Genomic DNA, 14,918 nt, shown 5'->3' on the forward strand with positions numbered 1-14,918 from the left:
CCATGCGAGTCGACAAGCTGCAAGTTCGCATCGAGACCCCGACCGGCGAAAACATCCCCGGCCGGGGTTTTTACCAGAGAGATGAAGAATCGCTTTATGTGCAGATCGGCCAGTTTGATCCAGCCCATCGGTTTTTTTCATTTCTCGACGGCGATCCGGTACGACTGGACCTTGACAAGGAAGGACGCCTGGTGTTCATCGAAGTGGCCGTGCCCAGGCGCGCCTGGCGTGTCGAATCGGGTCTTGTCCCACCATTAGCAGTCCTTCCTCGCGATGTCCGCTGGCTTGATTTTCGAGGCCGTATTGGCCTACCTGTCGTATCGACAAACCTCGAGCGGTCAATTGTGAAACTGGTGCTCTCGCAGGAGCCGCCGGCTCAGACGATCGCGCTGGCCGACTCGGTACTTCTCGAAATATCTGCCGAACAGACAGCAGTCGCTATCTGGGTGACGGAAATTGTGGATGATCTCGCCGGGCGGGAGATTGCCGCCTATCGGCGTCGTGGACGCACGCTTGGCCTCGTGGCCGCCGCATTGTGATTGACTCGGCATAGCCGCCCCCCTTAATTCATGCCATGAGTGGCACGCCCGACAAGAAGCTCCTGGCCGAATACGAGCAACTCAAGCAACAGCTCAACCACCACAATTATCGATATTACGTGCTGGATCAGCCGGAGATTACCGATGCCGACTACGACCGGCTGTTCGACCGGCTGGTCACCATCGAGAAAGAGCATCCCGAACTGGCCACGCTCGATTCCCCTAGCCAGCGCGTGGGAGCGACGCCATCGAAGAAATTCGCACCGGTGCGACATCGGGTGCAGATGCTGTCGCTGCAAAAAGTAACAAGCACTGAGGAGTTTGCGGAGTTTGACCGCCGTGTGCACGAGGGACTTGATGTAACCGCCGATATCGAATATGTGACGGAACCTAAGCTTGACGGTCTGGCCGTGGAACTGGTCTATGAGAAAGGTCTGCTCGTGCTTGGCTCGACGCGGGGGGACGGGTCGGTCGGTGAGAACGTCACAGTGAATCTGCGCACAGTCAAAAACATCCCGCTCAGACTGTCCGCAAGGGCGGCTGCCATGTATCCGCTTCTGGAGGTCCGTGGTGAGGTTATCATGCGCCGCTCCGCTTTCGAGAAGCTCAACGCGAAACTTACTGCGCAGGAACTTCCACCGCTGGCCAACACGCGCAATGGTGCCGCCGGGTCGTTGCGTCAACTTGATCCGAAAATCACTGCCTCTCGCCCACTCTTGTTTTACGCCTATGGTATTTCCGCTACCGACCTTTCGGGACTGGAGACCCAGCAGAAGACGATCGACTTCCTGAAAGGGGAAGGGTTTCGGGTCAATGAACATATCGAACCGGTTCGCGGAGTTGACCATGCCGCGAAGGTATTTGAAAAGCTTACGCAACTGCGGCCAACGCTTGATTACGAGATCGATGGCATGGTGGTGAAAGTGAACCGGTTCACGGATCAGGTTCGGCTCGGTCAGGTTTCACGCGCACCGCGCTGGGCAGTGGCTTGGAAGTTCGCCGCGGAACTCGCGGAGACAATTCTCGAAGATGTAGAGTTCTCAGTAGGACGTACCGGTGTTATTACGCCGGTTGCCAAGTTGAAACCGGTCCGTGTGTCCGGTGTGACTGTCTCGAACGCCTCACTGCACAACGAAGACGAGCTAAAGCGGCTGGATATTCGGATTGGTGACGCCGTGGTTGTACGGAGGGCGGGTGACGTTATCCCCGAAGTTGTTGAAGTGATAACTGAGAAACGGCACAAGGATGCCAGGTCGGTTCGGTTCCCCACACAATGTCCCTCATGCGGAGAGCCGATCTCGCGGCCCGAAGGGGAAGCGGCACACCGCTGTGTTAACGCCGCCTGCCCGGCACAACTTGAAGGACGGCTGATTCATTTTGCATCGAAAGGGGGATTTGATATCGAAGGGCTCGGCGACAAGCTGGCTCGACAACTCATCAGTAATGCACTTGTGTCCGATCCGGCCGATGTCTTCTTCCTGACCAAGGAACAACTTCTTCCGCTCGATCTGATGGGGGACAAGAAAGCTGAGAACCTGCTTGAGGGGATCGGACGCTCCCGTGCAGTGGGTCTCCCCCGCATCATCTACGCGCTTGGCATAATCGGTGTCGGCGAGGCCGCGGCAAAACTCCTAGCGGATCATTTTGGGATGTTTGAGCGGCTGGCTGCCGCCTCGCTCGATGAACTGCAGAACATCAACGGCATCGGTCCAGAGATCGCACAGAACATTGTCGATTTCTTCGCCGGTCCGCACAATCGCGGGATGATCGAGAAGCTTCATCGCGGCGGAGTCGAATTCCCACCGTACAAGACCACAACGAAGAAGGGCAAACTACTGGGGAAAACGTTTGTTATCACCGGCACGTTGTCACAACCGCGCGAACACTTCAAAGATATGATTGAGAAAAATGGCGGCAAGGTGGCGGGGTCCGTCTCGAAGAAAACCGATTACCTGCTCTGCGGTGAAGATGCCGGCTCCAAGCTCGATAACGCGAAAAAACTTGGCGTGAAGATCATCGACGAGACCGCGTTTCAGTCACTTCTGTAGTTTGCTTGACTCAGTTAGCACGGTTCTGCCAGGTCCTGTCATCCGCTGACAGGTGGATGATGTGACCTGGCAAATTCGACTTCTGCTGCCTGTAACGCATCAAACGGATCCACAATCCGAAACCGACCCTGCTTCAATACGATCGGACGGATTTTGACATAGGCATTGTCCCTCCAGGCGGCAGCCGAGTCGGACGTGAGATGTGTTCCTCCCGATGCTCCAATCTGAAACCACTCATCGAGGCAGATCACCACATGTGTCGCTTGACCTGCTTCATTCACAGCGAACAACAGGGCGCCCGACCTTGGTGAATCAAGTGAATGAGATAAAAACCGTTTCAGCAAGCCATCGGCACTCAGGTTTTTGCGCTCAGAGAGCTGCCCGGCCGTTTTGAGACATTCGATCACAAATCCGGAGCAGTCAAAACCTGACGGATCATCTCCGCCCCACACGTAGGGAGTCCCCAGATACGAAAGGGCAGTTCGTAGGAACCACCGTCGTGATGCAGCACATCGAGTCATGCCAACAGGCAATTAGCCTGATTCTGGTGCGATTCGGAGCGGAAATTGCGCTTGGGCTATCGGCGGGCTTGCCGTTGCGCCCAGTAAACGCCACCGAGCACGCACGCGGCGCCGATGGCTGTAATGGCCGTGAATTGCTCCCCCAGATACGGAACTGCCAGAGCCGTGGTTGCCACCGGTTCCAGATAGAGGAAATAACCAGCCTTGGCTGCGCCGATCTTGGCGATCCCCTCCTGCCAGAACCAGTGCGCCAGAGCAGTGCCGAGAATCCCCAGGAATAGAATGGCAATAGTCGCTTCTAATGGAAGATGCGCAAATCGGGACCAGTTGGAAGTGAGCGCCATGTACCCAAGCAGCAACACACCGCAAGGCAGGAGAATCGCAAATGTGATCGCGACCGGATTCCGCTCCCGCGAAATATCACGTGTGGCGACAGTGTAGATCGCCCAGGTGAACGCCGATCCCAAAACCAGCCAGTCTCCCACGCTCTTCATCCAGCCGATATGTGACAGATCGCCGTGCGAAATGAGAAGGACAATTCCTACCGTAGCGACAACAATCCCGATAATCTGATTCCGTCCGATCTTCTCTTTGAGGAACAGATACGACAGAACCGCCAGCACCAGCGGCGTCACTGAGATCAGCCATCCCGTATTAGTGGCCGACGTGTATTTGATTCCGGTAATCTGAATCAGAAAATGAGTAGTGATGACAGCCGAACCGAGCAGGAGGTTCATATTCTGATGGTAGTTGAAATGCAGGCGAATCTTCTTTTTGGCAATTACTACCAGAAGTATGGGAAGTCCTATGAGAAGACGGAGTCCCAGCAGTTCGGCGGGCGAGACATAGGACAACGCGACCTTGGTGGCGACAAATGTCCACCCCCAGATTATGACGGTGAACAACAGCAGAAAGCGCGTGAGGATCATACGGCTTGTTCCGTGAGTTTCATACCTTGCATGGCCGAAGCCCTCCGGCTGTCACCGGAGGGCTTTCGTTTGCGTGCACCCACCTCCGAGCCACGTACTGGCGAATCGTATGACTCGTCAACTCAGGCTGGGGAAACCTGCAACACACATCGGTAACTTCGTACCGTTGCTACCTTCCGGTCCTGGCGGGGTTTGAAGGCCTTTGTTGCGCAAGACCCAACCCTCAACGCATTCGAGCCGTCGGACACCACCAGCCGAACAGCCCTCGGGTGGGAATTCGACCCCGGTAGAGCGGGTTCCGGGTTACAGGGCACCGCTAACTCCCCATCTAGCACAGGCTTTGCCTGTTTTACCGCTTCGCGATTCAAGACGTTTAGCCCTGAATCGTTCGAGCAATTCAGTATCGCATCCTAGTCAGCTTCGCGAACAAAACCGCGTAGGTCGGGTTCCGAGTCCGCTTCGGACGAGAAACCCGACAAGCCATCACAAAAACAAAATGGAGCAGATCGGGATCGAACCGACGGCCTCCACGTTGCGAACGTGGCGCTCTCCCAGCTGAGCTACTGCCCCAAGGACATCGTCCTATCTACCGCTTCGCGAATCAAGACGATACTGCCTTGAATCGTAGGAGCGGTGACATACAAATCAATAACAGCATGGGCGAAGCCCGGTGCCGTACGGGCGAATAGATAATGAAATCCAGGGTGCAAGCCAAGCGGTTTTTGGGGAAATGCAGCTGGTACTTTAGAGGTGCTTGCGAACCGAGTCCAGGATCCTCGCATATCTGTCAGCATCAGTATAGCCGAGGAATCGATATATCAGGTCTCCCTCGCGATTGAAAAAGCAGGCGCATGGATACCCCGAGATGCCGTAGATGTTGTTCAACTCGCGACATGTGACCAGGCTATCACAATATGGCACCAGGCTGTCGATATCCGGATTCACCTGGACTGCATTAAACGACGCGTTAAGAATGGTTATCACGCTTCTGTCGGTCAGCACCTCCGATTTGAGCTTCCGGCACCATCCACACCAGTCGACAGAAAAAAGACCACGGAATGGCTCTTTTTGGCGACGGAGGTGTCGTATACCATTGCGCTGCTGACCCAAAACACTGAATCATCTGCCCCGACATAAACATCGGTGGCAACCATCTTGTCCGAATTGCAATCAACAGTCAGCAGACTGACGAAAGCGGCGCCCAGGAGCACGAGCAATTTCATCTGTTGCATTTAGACCTCCTCCTTTGGGGCTTCGAACTGAGATTTAATGACACGAAAGAGTATATGGCTAGGTCTGTCAATGATCTTTCAGGCGGTCTGCCCTACAGCATCACACCGGCCCGGAGCAAAGCGGTTGGGCCGAACCTGATACGATTCCGCCCATCCCACCCCTCAAATGCCTCGAACACACCAACTTCGGCAAAAAACGCTGCTGCCATGTCGCTGAAAAAAATCACCTCAAGGCTCCCTTTGAAGGTTATGAAATCGGCAGGGTTAAGATAGGTGGTGTCAATTGTACGGACAACCGCCAGCCTTCCATATCCAAAGAAGAGGCTGGGGCGGAAAGCGACCTTGCTTTGTTTGCCAATCTGCATGTATTTCACCCCCAGCGACACATCGAGCATATGCTGCCCGATCTCAAACGGATATACGCGGTGGACATCGAAACCAACCCCCCAGTACCAATGCGGGCGGATGCGGAAATCCATGCCGGCGCCGAACGTGAAGCCGGGAATCAGCGATTGTTCCTGGGAGTTAATATGGCCGGTGCCCGACCCAAGGAACCCCAGGCGCATGAAATAGAATCCCCGTTTGTCCCAAAGCCGTTGCGTTTGCGTATACGATTGAGACCGTGCAACCGCTGGAGCAAGACCTGCCAGGAGTATAATGGACAAGAGTAGTCGCGAGATCGGTGTTGGCATAAGGCAATGAGCGCCAAACTGAAGCAGAAGTCAATGCATACCTGCAGTGGTCAAAATATGATTCCCCCAAGTGGTCAATTCCCCTATATTGATAATTCATGAACTACACAGTTTTGGCCAGAAAATATCGGCCGCAGACATTTGATGATGTTGTGGCGCAGGAGCATGTCACCCGAACGCTTCGCAACGCCTTGAAGAACAACCGGATCGGCTCCGGATATCTGTTCTGCGGGCCGCGTGGGACCGGCAAAACCACGGTCGCACGGATACTGGCCAAAGCAGTCAACTGTGTCAACGGCCCCACCCAGACGCCTTGCGGCGAGTGCCCGGCCTGCAAAGAGATCACGGCCGGTTCCTCACTTGACGTACTCGAAATCGATGCTGCTTCGAATACCGGGGTGGACGATGTCCGGACTCTTCGTGAAAACGTCCGCTACCTGCCAACAAACGGCAAGAAGCGCATCTATATCATCGACGAGGTCCATCGGCTGTCGGGTGCTGCGTTTGACGCGCTCCTGAAAACTCTCGAAGAGCCGCCGCCGCACGTCATGTTCGTATTCGCCACTACCGAACCGACCAAGGTGCCGGAGACGATTCTCTCACGGACACAGCGATATGACTTCCGCCGCGTCTCGGTCGATGAGTTGACCTCCCACCTTCGGACGATAGCACAACGGGAACACCTTACCATCGACGATGCCGCGCTGCATTTGCTGGCCCGAAAGGCTGACGGTTCGGTGCGCGATTCGTTGTCGCTGATGGATCAGATAACAGCCTTCGCCGGTGACACGATCGGCGAACAGGATGTGGTCGCGGCGCTTGGCCTGGTTGATCGACAGTTCCTGTTCGATTTCGTGAATGCGGTGGCCGAGGCGGACGGGGCCAAAGCGCTTCATTTGACAAAACGTCTGTTCGATGCCGGAGTGGATGTTGCCGACTTTGTGTCTGAGCTGCTGGATCACTTTCGTACATTGTTGGTGCTCTCATCCGGCCCGGAGTCTGCGGAGCTGCTGCCGCTCGGTTCGGCGGAACTGGCCGAGTATCAGAAACAGGCACAGAACTACTCCGTGGGGGATCTGCTCCGGCTGATCAAGATTGCATCGGAGGTCATACGGGATCTCAAGGATGGGGGGTTGGACGAGCGGCTTTTACTGGAGGTGGCGTCGGTCAGAATGGCCGATATGGAATCGACCGTCAGATTGGAGGAGGTACTCAAAGCGCTAAGCGCGCTCCCGATCGGGGCAGCTTCCGGTGCCGCCGGCCCTGGTGGTGTACCGGATTTTTTTCCGGCCGCGCCGCTGAGAAAAGACGAGGTTCCAGCGGCGGCCGGCCCTCGTGATGTCACAACTGTGGCGGCAGAAGCGCTGGCGCAGCCATCGCGGACACTGAATCTTGCCCAGGTCCACGCCGGCTGGGAGGGGTTCCTGACAGACCTTCGGCACACGAACCCGATGCTCGCCTCGCAAGTGCGCATGGCGGAGATCAAGAGTGTTAAGGACAATCAGGTGACTCTGCTGTACTTCGCCTCCGGCGAAACATCCATGCAGCTGGTGCTGAAGGTTGAGAACTTGAACGCCACTATTCGAGCGTTACGCGAACATTTTAAGGCCAATGTCACGCTGAAAGTGGAGATCGACCGTTCAAAGGAACACCCGAACCCGCCACTCGCCAAAGGCGAGCAACCGAAGGTTGACATCAAGAAGCTGGTCGAGGAGTCACCGCGACTCAAACAGTTGATCGACAAAGTCGACGGCGAAGTAATCGGCGTCAAGAAAGTACAATGAACAGAATATATTTCGGTGCTACGGTAAGGAGCAAATAAGATGGGCATGGGCGGACTGGGCGATATGATGAAACAGGTGCAGAAGATGCAGGCCAAAATGGCGGAGATCCAAGCCCAGCTCGAGAAGGCGCAGGTCGAAGGGTCGGCCGGGGGCGGGATGGTGAAGGTGATCGCCAACGGTAAACACGAGGTCATCTCTGTGACGATTGATCCCGAGGTGGTAGACAGGAATGATGTCGAGATGCTGCAGGACCTGGTCGTCGCTGCGGTCAACCAGGCGCACCAGAAAGCGCAGGAACTGGCATCGGAGCAAATGGCGGAACTGACCGGCGGACTCAAGATCCCTGGTCTAAATCTCCCCTTCTGAGAGCAAGATGATGTTACAATCGGCGGATTCGGTCGAACGACTTATTACCGAATTGACACGGCTGCCCGGCATAGGTCGAAAATCGGCGGCCCGCTTGGCATTTCATATCCTCAAGCTGACCAAGCAGGAGGCCAATGACCTGGCCGAGGCTATCCGGGTAGTCAAAGAGAAGGTGGGGTTTTGCTCGGTCTGCTGCAATATTTCCGAAACCGACCCCTGTCGCGTCTGCACCGATCCAAAACGCCGATCCGACGTGCTCTGCGTGGTGGAAGAGGTTTCCGATGCTGCCGCCATGGACAAGGCGGAGGGATTTAATGGGCGATTCCATATTCTGGGCGGACGTCTCTCGCCGTTGAACGGTATCGGGCCGGATGATCTGAATATCCAGCAGCTTCTCACCCGTCTCAAGCCGGAGGTGACCGAGATCATCCTCGCCACTAATCCTAATGTCGAAGGCGAAGCTACTGCGACCTATTTGGCACGTCTCTTGAAACCGCTGGGCGTGAAAGTCACCCGCATCGCCCGTGGTCTGCCGGTCGGCTCGGATCTGGAGTATGCGGACGCCGTCACCCTGACACGGGCTCTTGAAGGGCGACAGGAGTATTGATCTTTCTCGACGTATGGATAACGGGACTCCACTCGCCAGGCGCACGTTGTATCTCCTGATCGTTACCGCTGCACTTTTCGCGGCCGGCCGTTTCCTGGGGGGGAGCTTGTTTGATAATAACTGGTCATTCACTCAGTGGCGGGCGTTCTCCTGGTGGTACGGGGTTGTATGGCTGTTGCTGTGCGCCGCAGGACTCCACGCGGCATATCATCACCACGAACGGCTGCAAAATTTGATTGTGAAACGGCTTTTCGCACCGGTCGCTCTGGCGATTCTGACCATTGCTGCCATTCTGCTCAGTTTTGATTCGTTTGTCTACGGCGGTGGAAACCTTCGAATTGGCCAGATAGGCCAGGTCAACACCGCCGTGTTTCATTGGTACGAACTTGGCACAACCGCAATCGTGGCCTTGCTATTCCAGGCGACCAGTCTGTTCTCATCGAAACCACACATAGCCGCGTGGTGGGCCTGGCGGTTGTTCTCTTTTCTGTGTGCCGGATTGACGATCTGGGGTGCGATCAGATTGTCGGCGGCGCTTGCTCAGGGAAAAGCGGAGTGCGTGTGGCTAACCATGATTCTCCTGTTCGGCGGCCACACCCTTGTTCTTTTGGGATACACAGGGATCGAACCGGTATTGGTAGCTTCTGTGATCTGGTTTGCGGCGCTCGCGCTGCCCGCGCTGCAGTCGCGCCGCGGCAGGCATGTGATGATACTCTGGGGGCTGACTGCGCTGGCTGTTGTCATGCATGCCGCGAATCTATACCTGATACCGGCAGTGGTCTATGTGTCGATCGCCGGCACGGGCAAGCAGTCGCGCCAAGCTCGGACGGCGATAGCGGCCTCGGCGCTGCTACTGTGCGCGCTGATCGCGACGACATACTGGTACGCAGACCGGTCGTTTTCGTTCTCGGATCAAATCCTGTTTCTGCACGGCAAGAGCCCGTTCAATGATTACAGCCTGTTCTCGCTCCGCCATCTTGGGGATTTCACACAACTTCTGTTTCTCGCCTCTCCCCTGCTGGTACTGATCGCAGGGCTGACACTACGGCAACATGCAATGGATCCGCGGATGCGGCTGTCGGCTGTCGGCTGGATACTTCTCTTAGGGGGCAGCGTGACAGCTTTTGTCATCAATCCGATCAACGGCATTCCACTGGATTTTCCCCGCCTTGCGGCGTTCCTATGCCCCGTTGCATTGCTGGTGGCTTGCATCGTAGCGGCACAGGGCGGACGAACTGCTGCCATGGTCGCCGTGTTCGCTCTGATGGCGCCGCTCTCATACTTGCCGGTATATATCAGGATCGATCATGCCGGGCCGTATGTCACAGAGTACCTGGATAAGCATGATGCGTTGTATCGAACCGCCTGTTTGTCATTCCGTGATGCCTACTTCGCGCGGAGGGAGTTCAGCAGCGCCGACCAGTGGGAATGGAAGCTGCCGGTGAAATCGCCGGAGGTGCTGAACCTCCGCGGCATCAGTTCTCTCTCTATGAGTGGGGACAACGAGGAGGCGCTCCGGGTACTGTATCCGTTGATTGCCAAGAATCCGTACTGGGACGAGCCACGGGCGCTGGCAGCGCAGATACAGATGAAGCTGCAGCGGTTCAATCTGGCCAAGCCGCAAATCGACACCTGTTTGATGCTGGCCCCTGATAAGAAGGAGCATCTGACCCTTCTGTACCAGTATCTTCGCGACAATCAGCGATATCCCGAAGCTCTGGCCCAGGTAGAAAGAGCGAAGCAACTCTACCCGCATGATATGGATGTCGCTATCGATTACGTGATCGCCAAATACCGGATCGCTGATTATGTTGGCGCCGAAAGCGCAGCCGATTCACTGCTGGCCGCTGATTCAACAACGGCGTACGCTCATCTCATCAAAGGATTGCTCTATGAACGAAACGGCGATGTGGTGCGAGCAGTGCGACACTACGACAGCTTCGTCACCCTGGCTCCCGAGGAACCGGAGGCAGCTACCATTCGGCAGCGACTGAATGTGCTGAGAGAGAGAGTACCGAGCGGTCGATAAGGGTCACTGACGGTATTGCATACGGGCGAAACCGTCCATCGCGGCAACTTTGTAAGCTTCACTGAGCGTCGGGTAATTGAACACCGTGTCAACGAAATAGTCGAGTGTCCCGCCGTGGGTCATGACGGCCTGACCGATGTGAATCAGTTCCGTGGCCCGGTCCCCGATGATATGTACGCCGAGGATTCGCTTTGACTTGAGATCAAAGATGATTTTGAGCATACCGTCGTGGTCGTTGATGATCTGGCCTCGCGCCAACTCGAAATAACGGGCCACGCCTATCTCATACTCGTGGCCGGCCGCAGTGAGGGACTCTTCTGTTTCTCCCACAATCGAGACCTCCGGAATGGTGTAAATGCCAAACGGCAGGAGAGTATTGAGGCATGAGACGCTGTCTTTCTTGAACGCGTGGATGGCGGCGAGTCTCCCCTGGTCCATTGAGACCGACGCCAGTGAAGGGAAACCAATCACGTCCCCGACCGCGTATACGGTTGGGACAGTAGTACGATAATATTGGTCGACCTTGACAAGGCCATGGTCATCAGTCTCGATCCCCAGGCCTTCCAGACCCAGGTTATCAGTATTACCGTTTCGTCCGGCCGCATACAGCAGGCGGTCGGAGACCACGCGCCGTCCCGACCTGGTGACGGTCACCACCTGGTTGTTCTCCACCGAGAAGCTCTCCGCCGCTTCGCCGAGGATCAACGTAATGCCGTACTTGCGCATCAGATACACGAGAGCATCACCGATCTCATGATCGAGAAACGACAGGAGTTTCTTGCGAGAGTCGACTATGAATACCTTCACGCCGAGATGCGCGAAGATGCACGCGTACTCGCAGCCGATCACGCCCCCTCCGGCAATGGTGAGGGTCCGTGGCAGGATATCCATGTCGATGATCGTCTCGGCATCGTAAATGTATTTGCTGTCGAACGGCACGTGCGGGGGATGATACGAGCGGGTACCGGTGGAGATCACGATCACCTCCGCCGTGAGGATGCGATTGGAGTTCGTGTCCTCGGAGACCACGACCGTGTTCGGGGAGGCGATCATGCCGGTGCCATGAATCACCTCAATCCGGTGCTGCGCCATATTCTGCTGGATGACATCGAGCTCCTGCTGAATCACCTGGTCTTTGCGGTAGGTGAGGTCACGCATCGAGATGTCGGTTTTCATACCCCCGACCAGTCCGTACGCGGTGCGCTGGCGAAGACCGGCGATGTAGAGCGCGGTTTCGCGAAGGGTCTTGGACGGGATCGTCCCGGTATGTATGCAGACTCCCCCTTGCACCGATTTTCGTTCGATGATCGCGGTCGACTTTCGCATCTTGGCGGCTTCGATGGCCGCCTTCTCGCCGGCCGGGCCGGAGCCGATCACTATCATGTCGTAGGATTTGTCGGTCACCCGATCTCTCCCTCGCGCCGTGCGCTTCCGCGTTTCAGCAACTGCATTCTAAAGAGGCAGCAGCTTGAAGTCACCGGACTTCGGCTTCACGGAGCCCAACAGACTTTTCTTGAACCGAATGCGTAGTGTATGATCGGTGGCGTTGAAATACTGGTCCGATGGAGTGATTCCCCAGATATATTTGGCCACAAGTTCGTTGGTGCCATAGTCGTACAGGCCGGCTTCGTTGCCGTCGAATCGCACGCCGAATCGGAATCCGTCAAACGCCTGTTCTGTCCCGTACTGCTCGGCGAACAGGTACGACTGCTTGTCCATGAGTCCCTTGTCGCGTCCGAAAAGCATGTTCCCGCGCGGTGGTCCGGCTGAATCACTGGCAAACTCGAACTGGATCCACTCGCTGTTCTGACGGACTGAGCAGAGGCCGTCCCTGAACACTTCTTTGGTGCGTTCAACTGCGCCGGGAGCAGCCATCGCCCACCGGGCAAGGCCATCAGACAGGTATCGGTCGAACTCAGTCTGGAAGGCCGACCAGTCACCAGCGCCGACCGCCCGGGCCAGCGCCTGATGCACCTGTATGTGGTTTATCGTATCGACATCGGTGACATCACCCGATAACGAACGGTACAATTCCAGGAACTTGACCAGACCGATCCGGTCGACCAGGTAGGTACAGAGCACTCCTGCGACCGGATAGGCGATATCGGCGGTCGAACCGGCCTCAAACCCCTTGGCGGTCAGGATCGAATCGACCTCCACGATCTTCTCCCGGATCATGAAACTCCCCAGATCGACCAGCGCGGAAGGGCGCTTCCCCCACCGACCGCCGAAACGGACGGCCAACCCCTCCCGCAGGAGCGGCAACGTAGAGATCGGCACCTCTTTGAGCCTTAGATTCACCATGAAATGCACGAGTTCATGGAAATGTGGGAAATCGGCCGAAATGATGTCATTGGAAGCGAGATCGAAAACGCCCTTGGTGACCTGGCCGGTGATCGCTTTGACGGCATCGTCGCTGTCGCAATAAAAGTACTCGATCTTTTTGGCGGCGATCTCGGCAACGGTCTTCTTGTCGATTTGTAGAGTATCGGCCAGGCGCTCGACAAACCGGTCGGCCTCCGCAAGCAAGACCGGGTTCAAGAATTTCTGCCGCTCGGGGTGGACGTGGATGCGGAAGTATTTCGAGGTTTCAACCGGCCAATCCTTGCCGTAAAAATCCTGCGGATAACAGAGCCAGAAATAGCCGCCGACCTTGTGAGCATAGTAGAACCACTGGATCTGCTGGCTGCGAACGACAGTCGAGAACTCCAGCCTCACAAATACAGAATCGAGCATCTGAGCCTGCTTGACCGGGGGCTGGAGATGGCCGCGCAGGTCGTCGATCTGACGGACGACCGGCGAAGTTGCATCAACGCGAAGAGGAACACCCGTGTAGGCGATCCCGAAACGATTGGCCCGTTCCTGGGCGCTCTCGGTCCACATGAAACCGGCCGATTCCAGATTACCTGAGGCGACCAGATCGAAATATTCAGCCAGAGTCTGAATACCGTTCACATCGGCGGGTGATGCCGCCGGAATCTTCGCAGCCAGGAGGGAAAAAGTGAACAGGATTATGGCCCGGTGCAGCCGCATACCGTATCTCCTCGTCACGTCTTGCATACTCAAATGAAGCTGTCTAATATATCCTCTTGTACAACCTCTGTCCAGCAGCGAATATGAAAAAAGCCCCGCCAGCGGGGCTTTTTCATAGGTACCGAAGCTGGTCAAAAGACGAACCCTACTGAAAAGCGCTGTGCCGTCTGCAGCCTCCCGAAATCCTGCCAAGCATAGTCGATCGTCAGCTTGGTACCCTTCGTGATGTTGGTCTGCAGCCCCCCTCCGAACGCTATGGTCTGCTCGTCATTGTTGAATTTGTAGCCGGTTCGCAGAAAGAACTGCTGGTTATAACCGAACTCCGCTCCGACCGCCTCCTGGCGGACGTTGTCGTTGGGGTGCTTCAACTCCCCGGATAAGGTCAGCATAGATTTGGGAGCGAGGTTGAAATCGTAGGCCAGACCGAAGCGGAACATGAGCGGCAGATCGTACGGGGTCGATTTGAGTTTGGCGCCGATCGCACTGTTGGCTCCCTGCCCTTGCTGCGGGTCAAACGTAACATCCAGATCCGGTCCCTCGAAACGCATATCGCGACCCAGGTTGGTCATGCTCATGCCCATGCGAAGGGAACGGAAACCGGTGTACAGCATGGTCCCGAAATCAAAACCGAGACCTTCCGATCTCTCCTGGTGGATCCGCTCGCCTATATACTTGATGCTGGCGCCGAAAGCGAACTTGGCCGTCATCTGGCGGGCAAAAGATACCCCGATGGCATAGGAAGATGCCGAGTATTGGTTGCCGGTACCATCCTGTTGGTCAAATGTGGTGATCTCCTGCTTGTCCATCGACAGGATCGACGCGGCTACGCCGAACACGCCGATATCCTGAAAGTTCTTGGCATAGGCGACGTAGTTCAGGTCGATGTCCAGAACCCAGTTCACGTTGGTGAACCCGATGGCCGAATTGTTGATCTCCACCAGTCCGGCCGGATTCCAGTACATGGAGTAAACATCGTTGGCGATGGCGACCGATGCTTCTCCCATTCCCTGGTAGCGCGAGCCGACCCCGATCTTGAGGAACTGGGCGCCGGCCGAGCCGACCTTGGAGAAATCCGCGGAGACGCCGCCGGCCAGCGCACAAACGAACGCGATCTGTATGAGCCGTTTCATTTCTCCGC

13 protein-coding genes, 1 tRNA gene, 1 other RNA gene and 1 pseudogene are annotated in these 14,918 nt (G+C 56.2%); 6 read left to right on the forward strand and 10 right to left on the reverse strand.

Annotation, left to right across the window (positions count from 1 at the left end):
• The first annotated feature begins 2 nt into the window (after positions 1–2).
• Entirely contained in the window at positions 3–539 is a 537-nt protein-coding gene (locus AB1644_03110; GenBank protein ID MEW6050038.1) for a hypothetical protein, read from the forward strand.
• A 35-nt stretch (positions 540–574) separates the two neighbouring features.
• The gene (ligA, locus tag AB1644_03115) at positions 575–2,587 is read left to right on the forward strand and encodes an NAD-dependent DNA ligase LigA (GenBank protein ID MEW6050039.1); all 2,013 of its coding nucleotides are present in this window, start codon (positions 575–577) and stop codon (positions 2,585–2,587) included.
• A gap of 38 nt (positions 2,588–2,625) precedes the next feature.
• Here the strand turns inward: ligA and AB1644_03120 are convergent.
• From AB1644_03120 to AB1644_03150, 7 genes and pseudogenes are all read right to left on the reverse strand, one after another.
• Positions 2,626–3,075 (reverse strand): annotated as a pseudogene (locus AB1644_03120) (NlpC/P60 family protein).
• A gap of 89 nt (positions 3,076–3,164) precedes the next feature.
• Entirely contained in the window at positions 3,165–4,037 is an 873-nt protein-coding gene (locus tag AB1644_03125) for a DMT family transporter (GenBank protein MEW6050040.1), read from the reverse strand.
• A gap of 71 nt (positions 4,038–4,108) precedes the next feature.
• An RNA gene (gene ffs / locus AB1644_03130) (signal recognition particle sRNA large type) lies at positions 4,109–4,374 on the reverse strand.
• A 160-nt stretch (positions 4,375–4,534) separates the two neighbouring features.
• Positions 4,535–4,607: transfer RNA gene (locus AB1644_03135), tRNA-Ala, on the reverse strand.
• 174 nt (positions 4,608–4,781) lie between these two features.
• A complete protein-coding gene (locus tag AB1644_03140; protein MEW6050041.1) occupies positions 4,782–5,147 on the reverse strand; it encodes a thioredoxin family protein in 366 nt (121 codons plus the stop codon).
• Positions 5,033–5,269, reverse strand: a complete 237-nt coding sequence (locus AB1644_03145; protein ID MEW6050042.1) for a hypothetical protein — start codon at positions 5,267–5,269, stop codon at positions 5,033–5,035. Before AB1644_03145 ends, AB1644_03140 begins: the two co-directional genes overlap by 115 nt.
• 92 nt (positions 5,270–5,361) lie before the next feature.
• Positions 5,362–5,835: a hypothetical protein gene (locus AB1644_03150; GenBank protein ID MEW6050043.1), complete on the reverse strand. Its 474-nt coding sequence runs from the start codon at positions 5,833–5,835 to the stop codon at positions 5,362–5,364.
• A 224-nt stretch (positions 5,836–6,059) separates the two neighbouring features.
• Between AB1644_03150 and dnaX the strand changes: the two genes are divergently transcribed.
• From dnaX to AB1644_03170, 4 genes are read left to right on the forward strand one after another with little or no spacing between them, the layout of a single operon-like run.
• Positions 6,060–7,745: a DNA polymerase III subunit gamma/tau gene (gene dnaX / locus AB1644_03155; protein ID MEW6050044.1), complete on the forward strand. Its 1,686-nt coding sequence runs from the start codon at positions 6,060–6,062 to the stop codon at positions 7,743–7,745.
• Between the two features lie 39 nt (positions 7,746–7,784).
• Positions 7,785–8,111 carry a YbaB/EbfC family nucleoid-associated protein gene (locus AB1644_03160; GenBank protein ID MEW6050045.1) on the forward strand — a complete coding sequence of 109 codons (327 nt, stop codon included), beginning with the start codon at positions 7,785–7,787 and terminating at the stop codon, positions 8,109–8,111.
• Between the two features lie 10 nt (positions 8,112–8,121).
• Positions 8,122–8,718 (forward strand): recombination mediator RecR, encoded by a 597-nt coding sequence (gene recR / locus AB1644_03165; protein ID MEW6050046.1) that lies wholly within the window; start codon positions 8,122–8,124, stop codon positions 8,716–8,718.
• Between the two features lie 13 nt (positions 8,719–8,731).
• Positions 8,732–10,747: a tetratricopeptide repeat protein gene (locus tag AB1644_03170; GenBank protein ID MEW6050047.1), complete on the forward strand. Its 2,016-nt coding sequence runs from the start codon at positions 8,732–8,734 to the stop codon at positions 10,745–10,747.
• Between the two features lie 3 nt (positions 10,748–10,750).
• Here the strand turns inward: AB1644_03170 and sthA are convergent, their stop codons facing one another.
• From sthA to AB1644_03185, 3 genes are all read right to left on the reverse strand, one after another.
• The gene (gene sthA, locus AB1644_03175; protein MEW6050048.1) at positions 10,751–12,151 is read right to left on the reverse strand and encodes a Si-specific NAD(P)(+) transhydrogenase; all 1,401 of its coding nucleotides are present in this window, start codon (positions 12,149–12,151) and stop codon (positions 10,751–10,753) included.
• Between the two features lie 48 nt (positions 12,152–12,199).
• On the reverse strand, positions 12,200–13,780 hold the full coding sequence (locus AB1644_03180) for a hypothetical protein (protein MEW6050049.1): 1,581 nt from the start codon (positions 13,778–13,780) through the stop codon (positions 12,200–12,202).
• A gap of 131 nt (positions 13,781–13,911) precedes the next feature.
• Positions 13,912–14,910 carry a PorV/PorQ family protein gene (locus tag AB1644_03185; GenBank protein ID MEW6050050.1) on the reverse strand — a complete coding sequence of 333 codons (999 nt, stop codon included), beginning with the start codon at positions 14,908–14,910 and terminating at the stop codon, positions 13,912–13,914.
• Positions 14,911–14,918: the final 8 nt, after the last annotated feature.

It is taken from the genome of Candidatus Zixiibacteriota bacterium (assembly GCA_040753875.1).
In the GTDB taxonomy this organism is placed as follows: domain Bacteria; phylum Zixibacteria; class MSB-5A5; order GN15; family FEB-12; genus DATKJY01.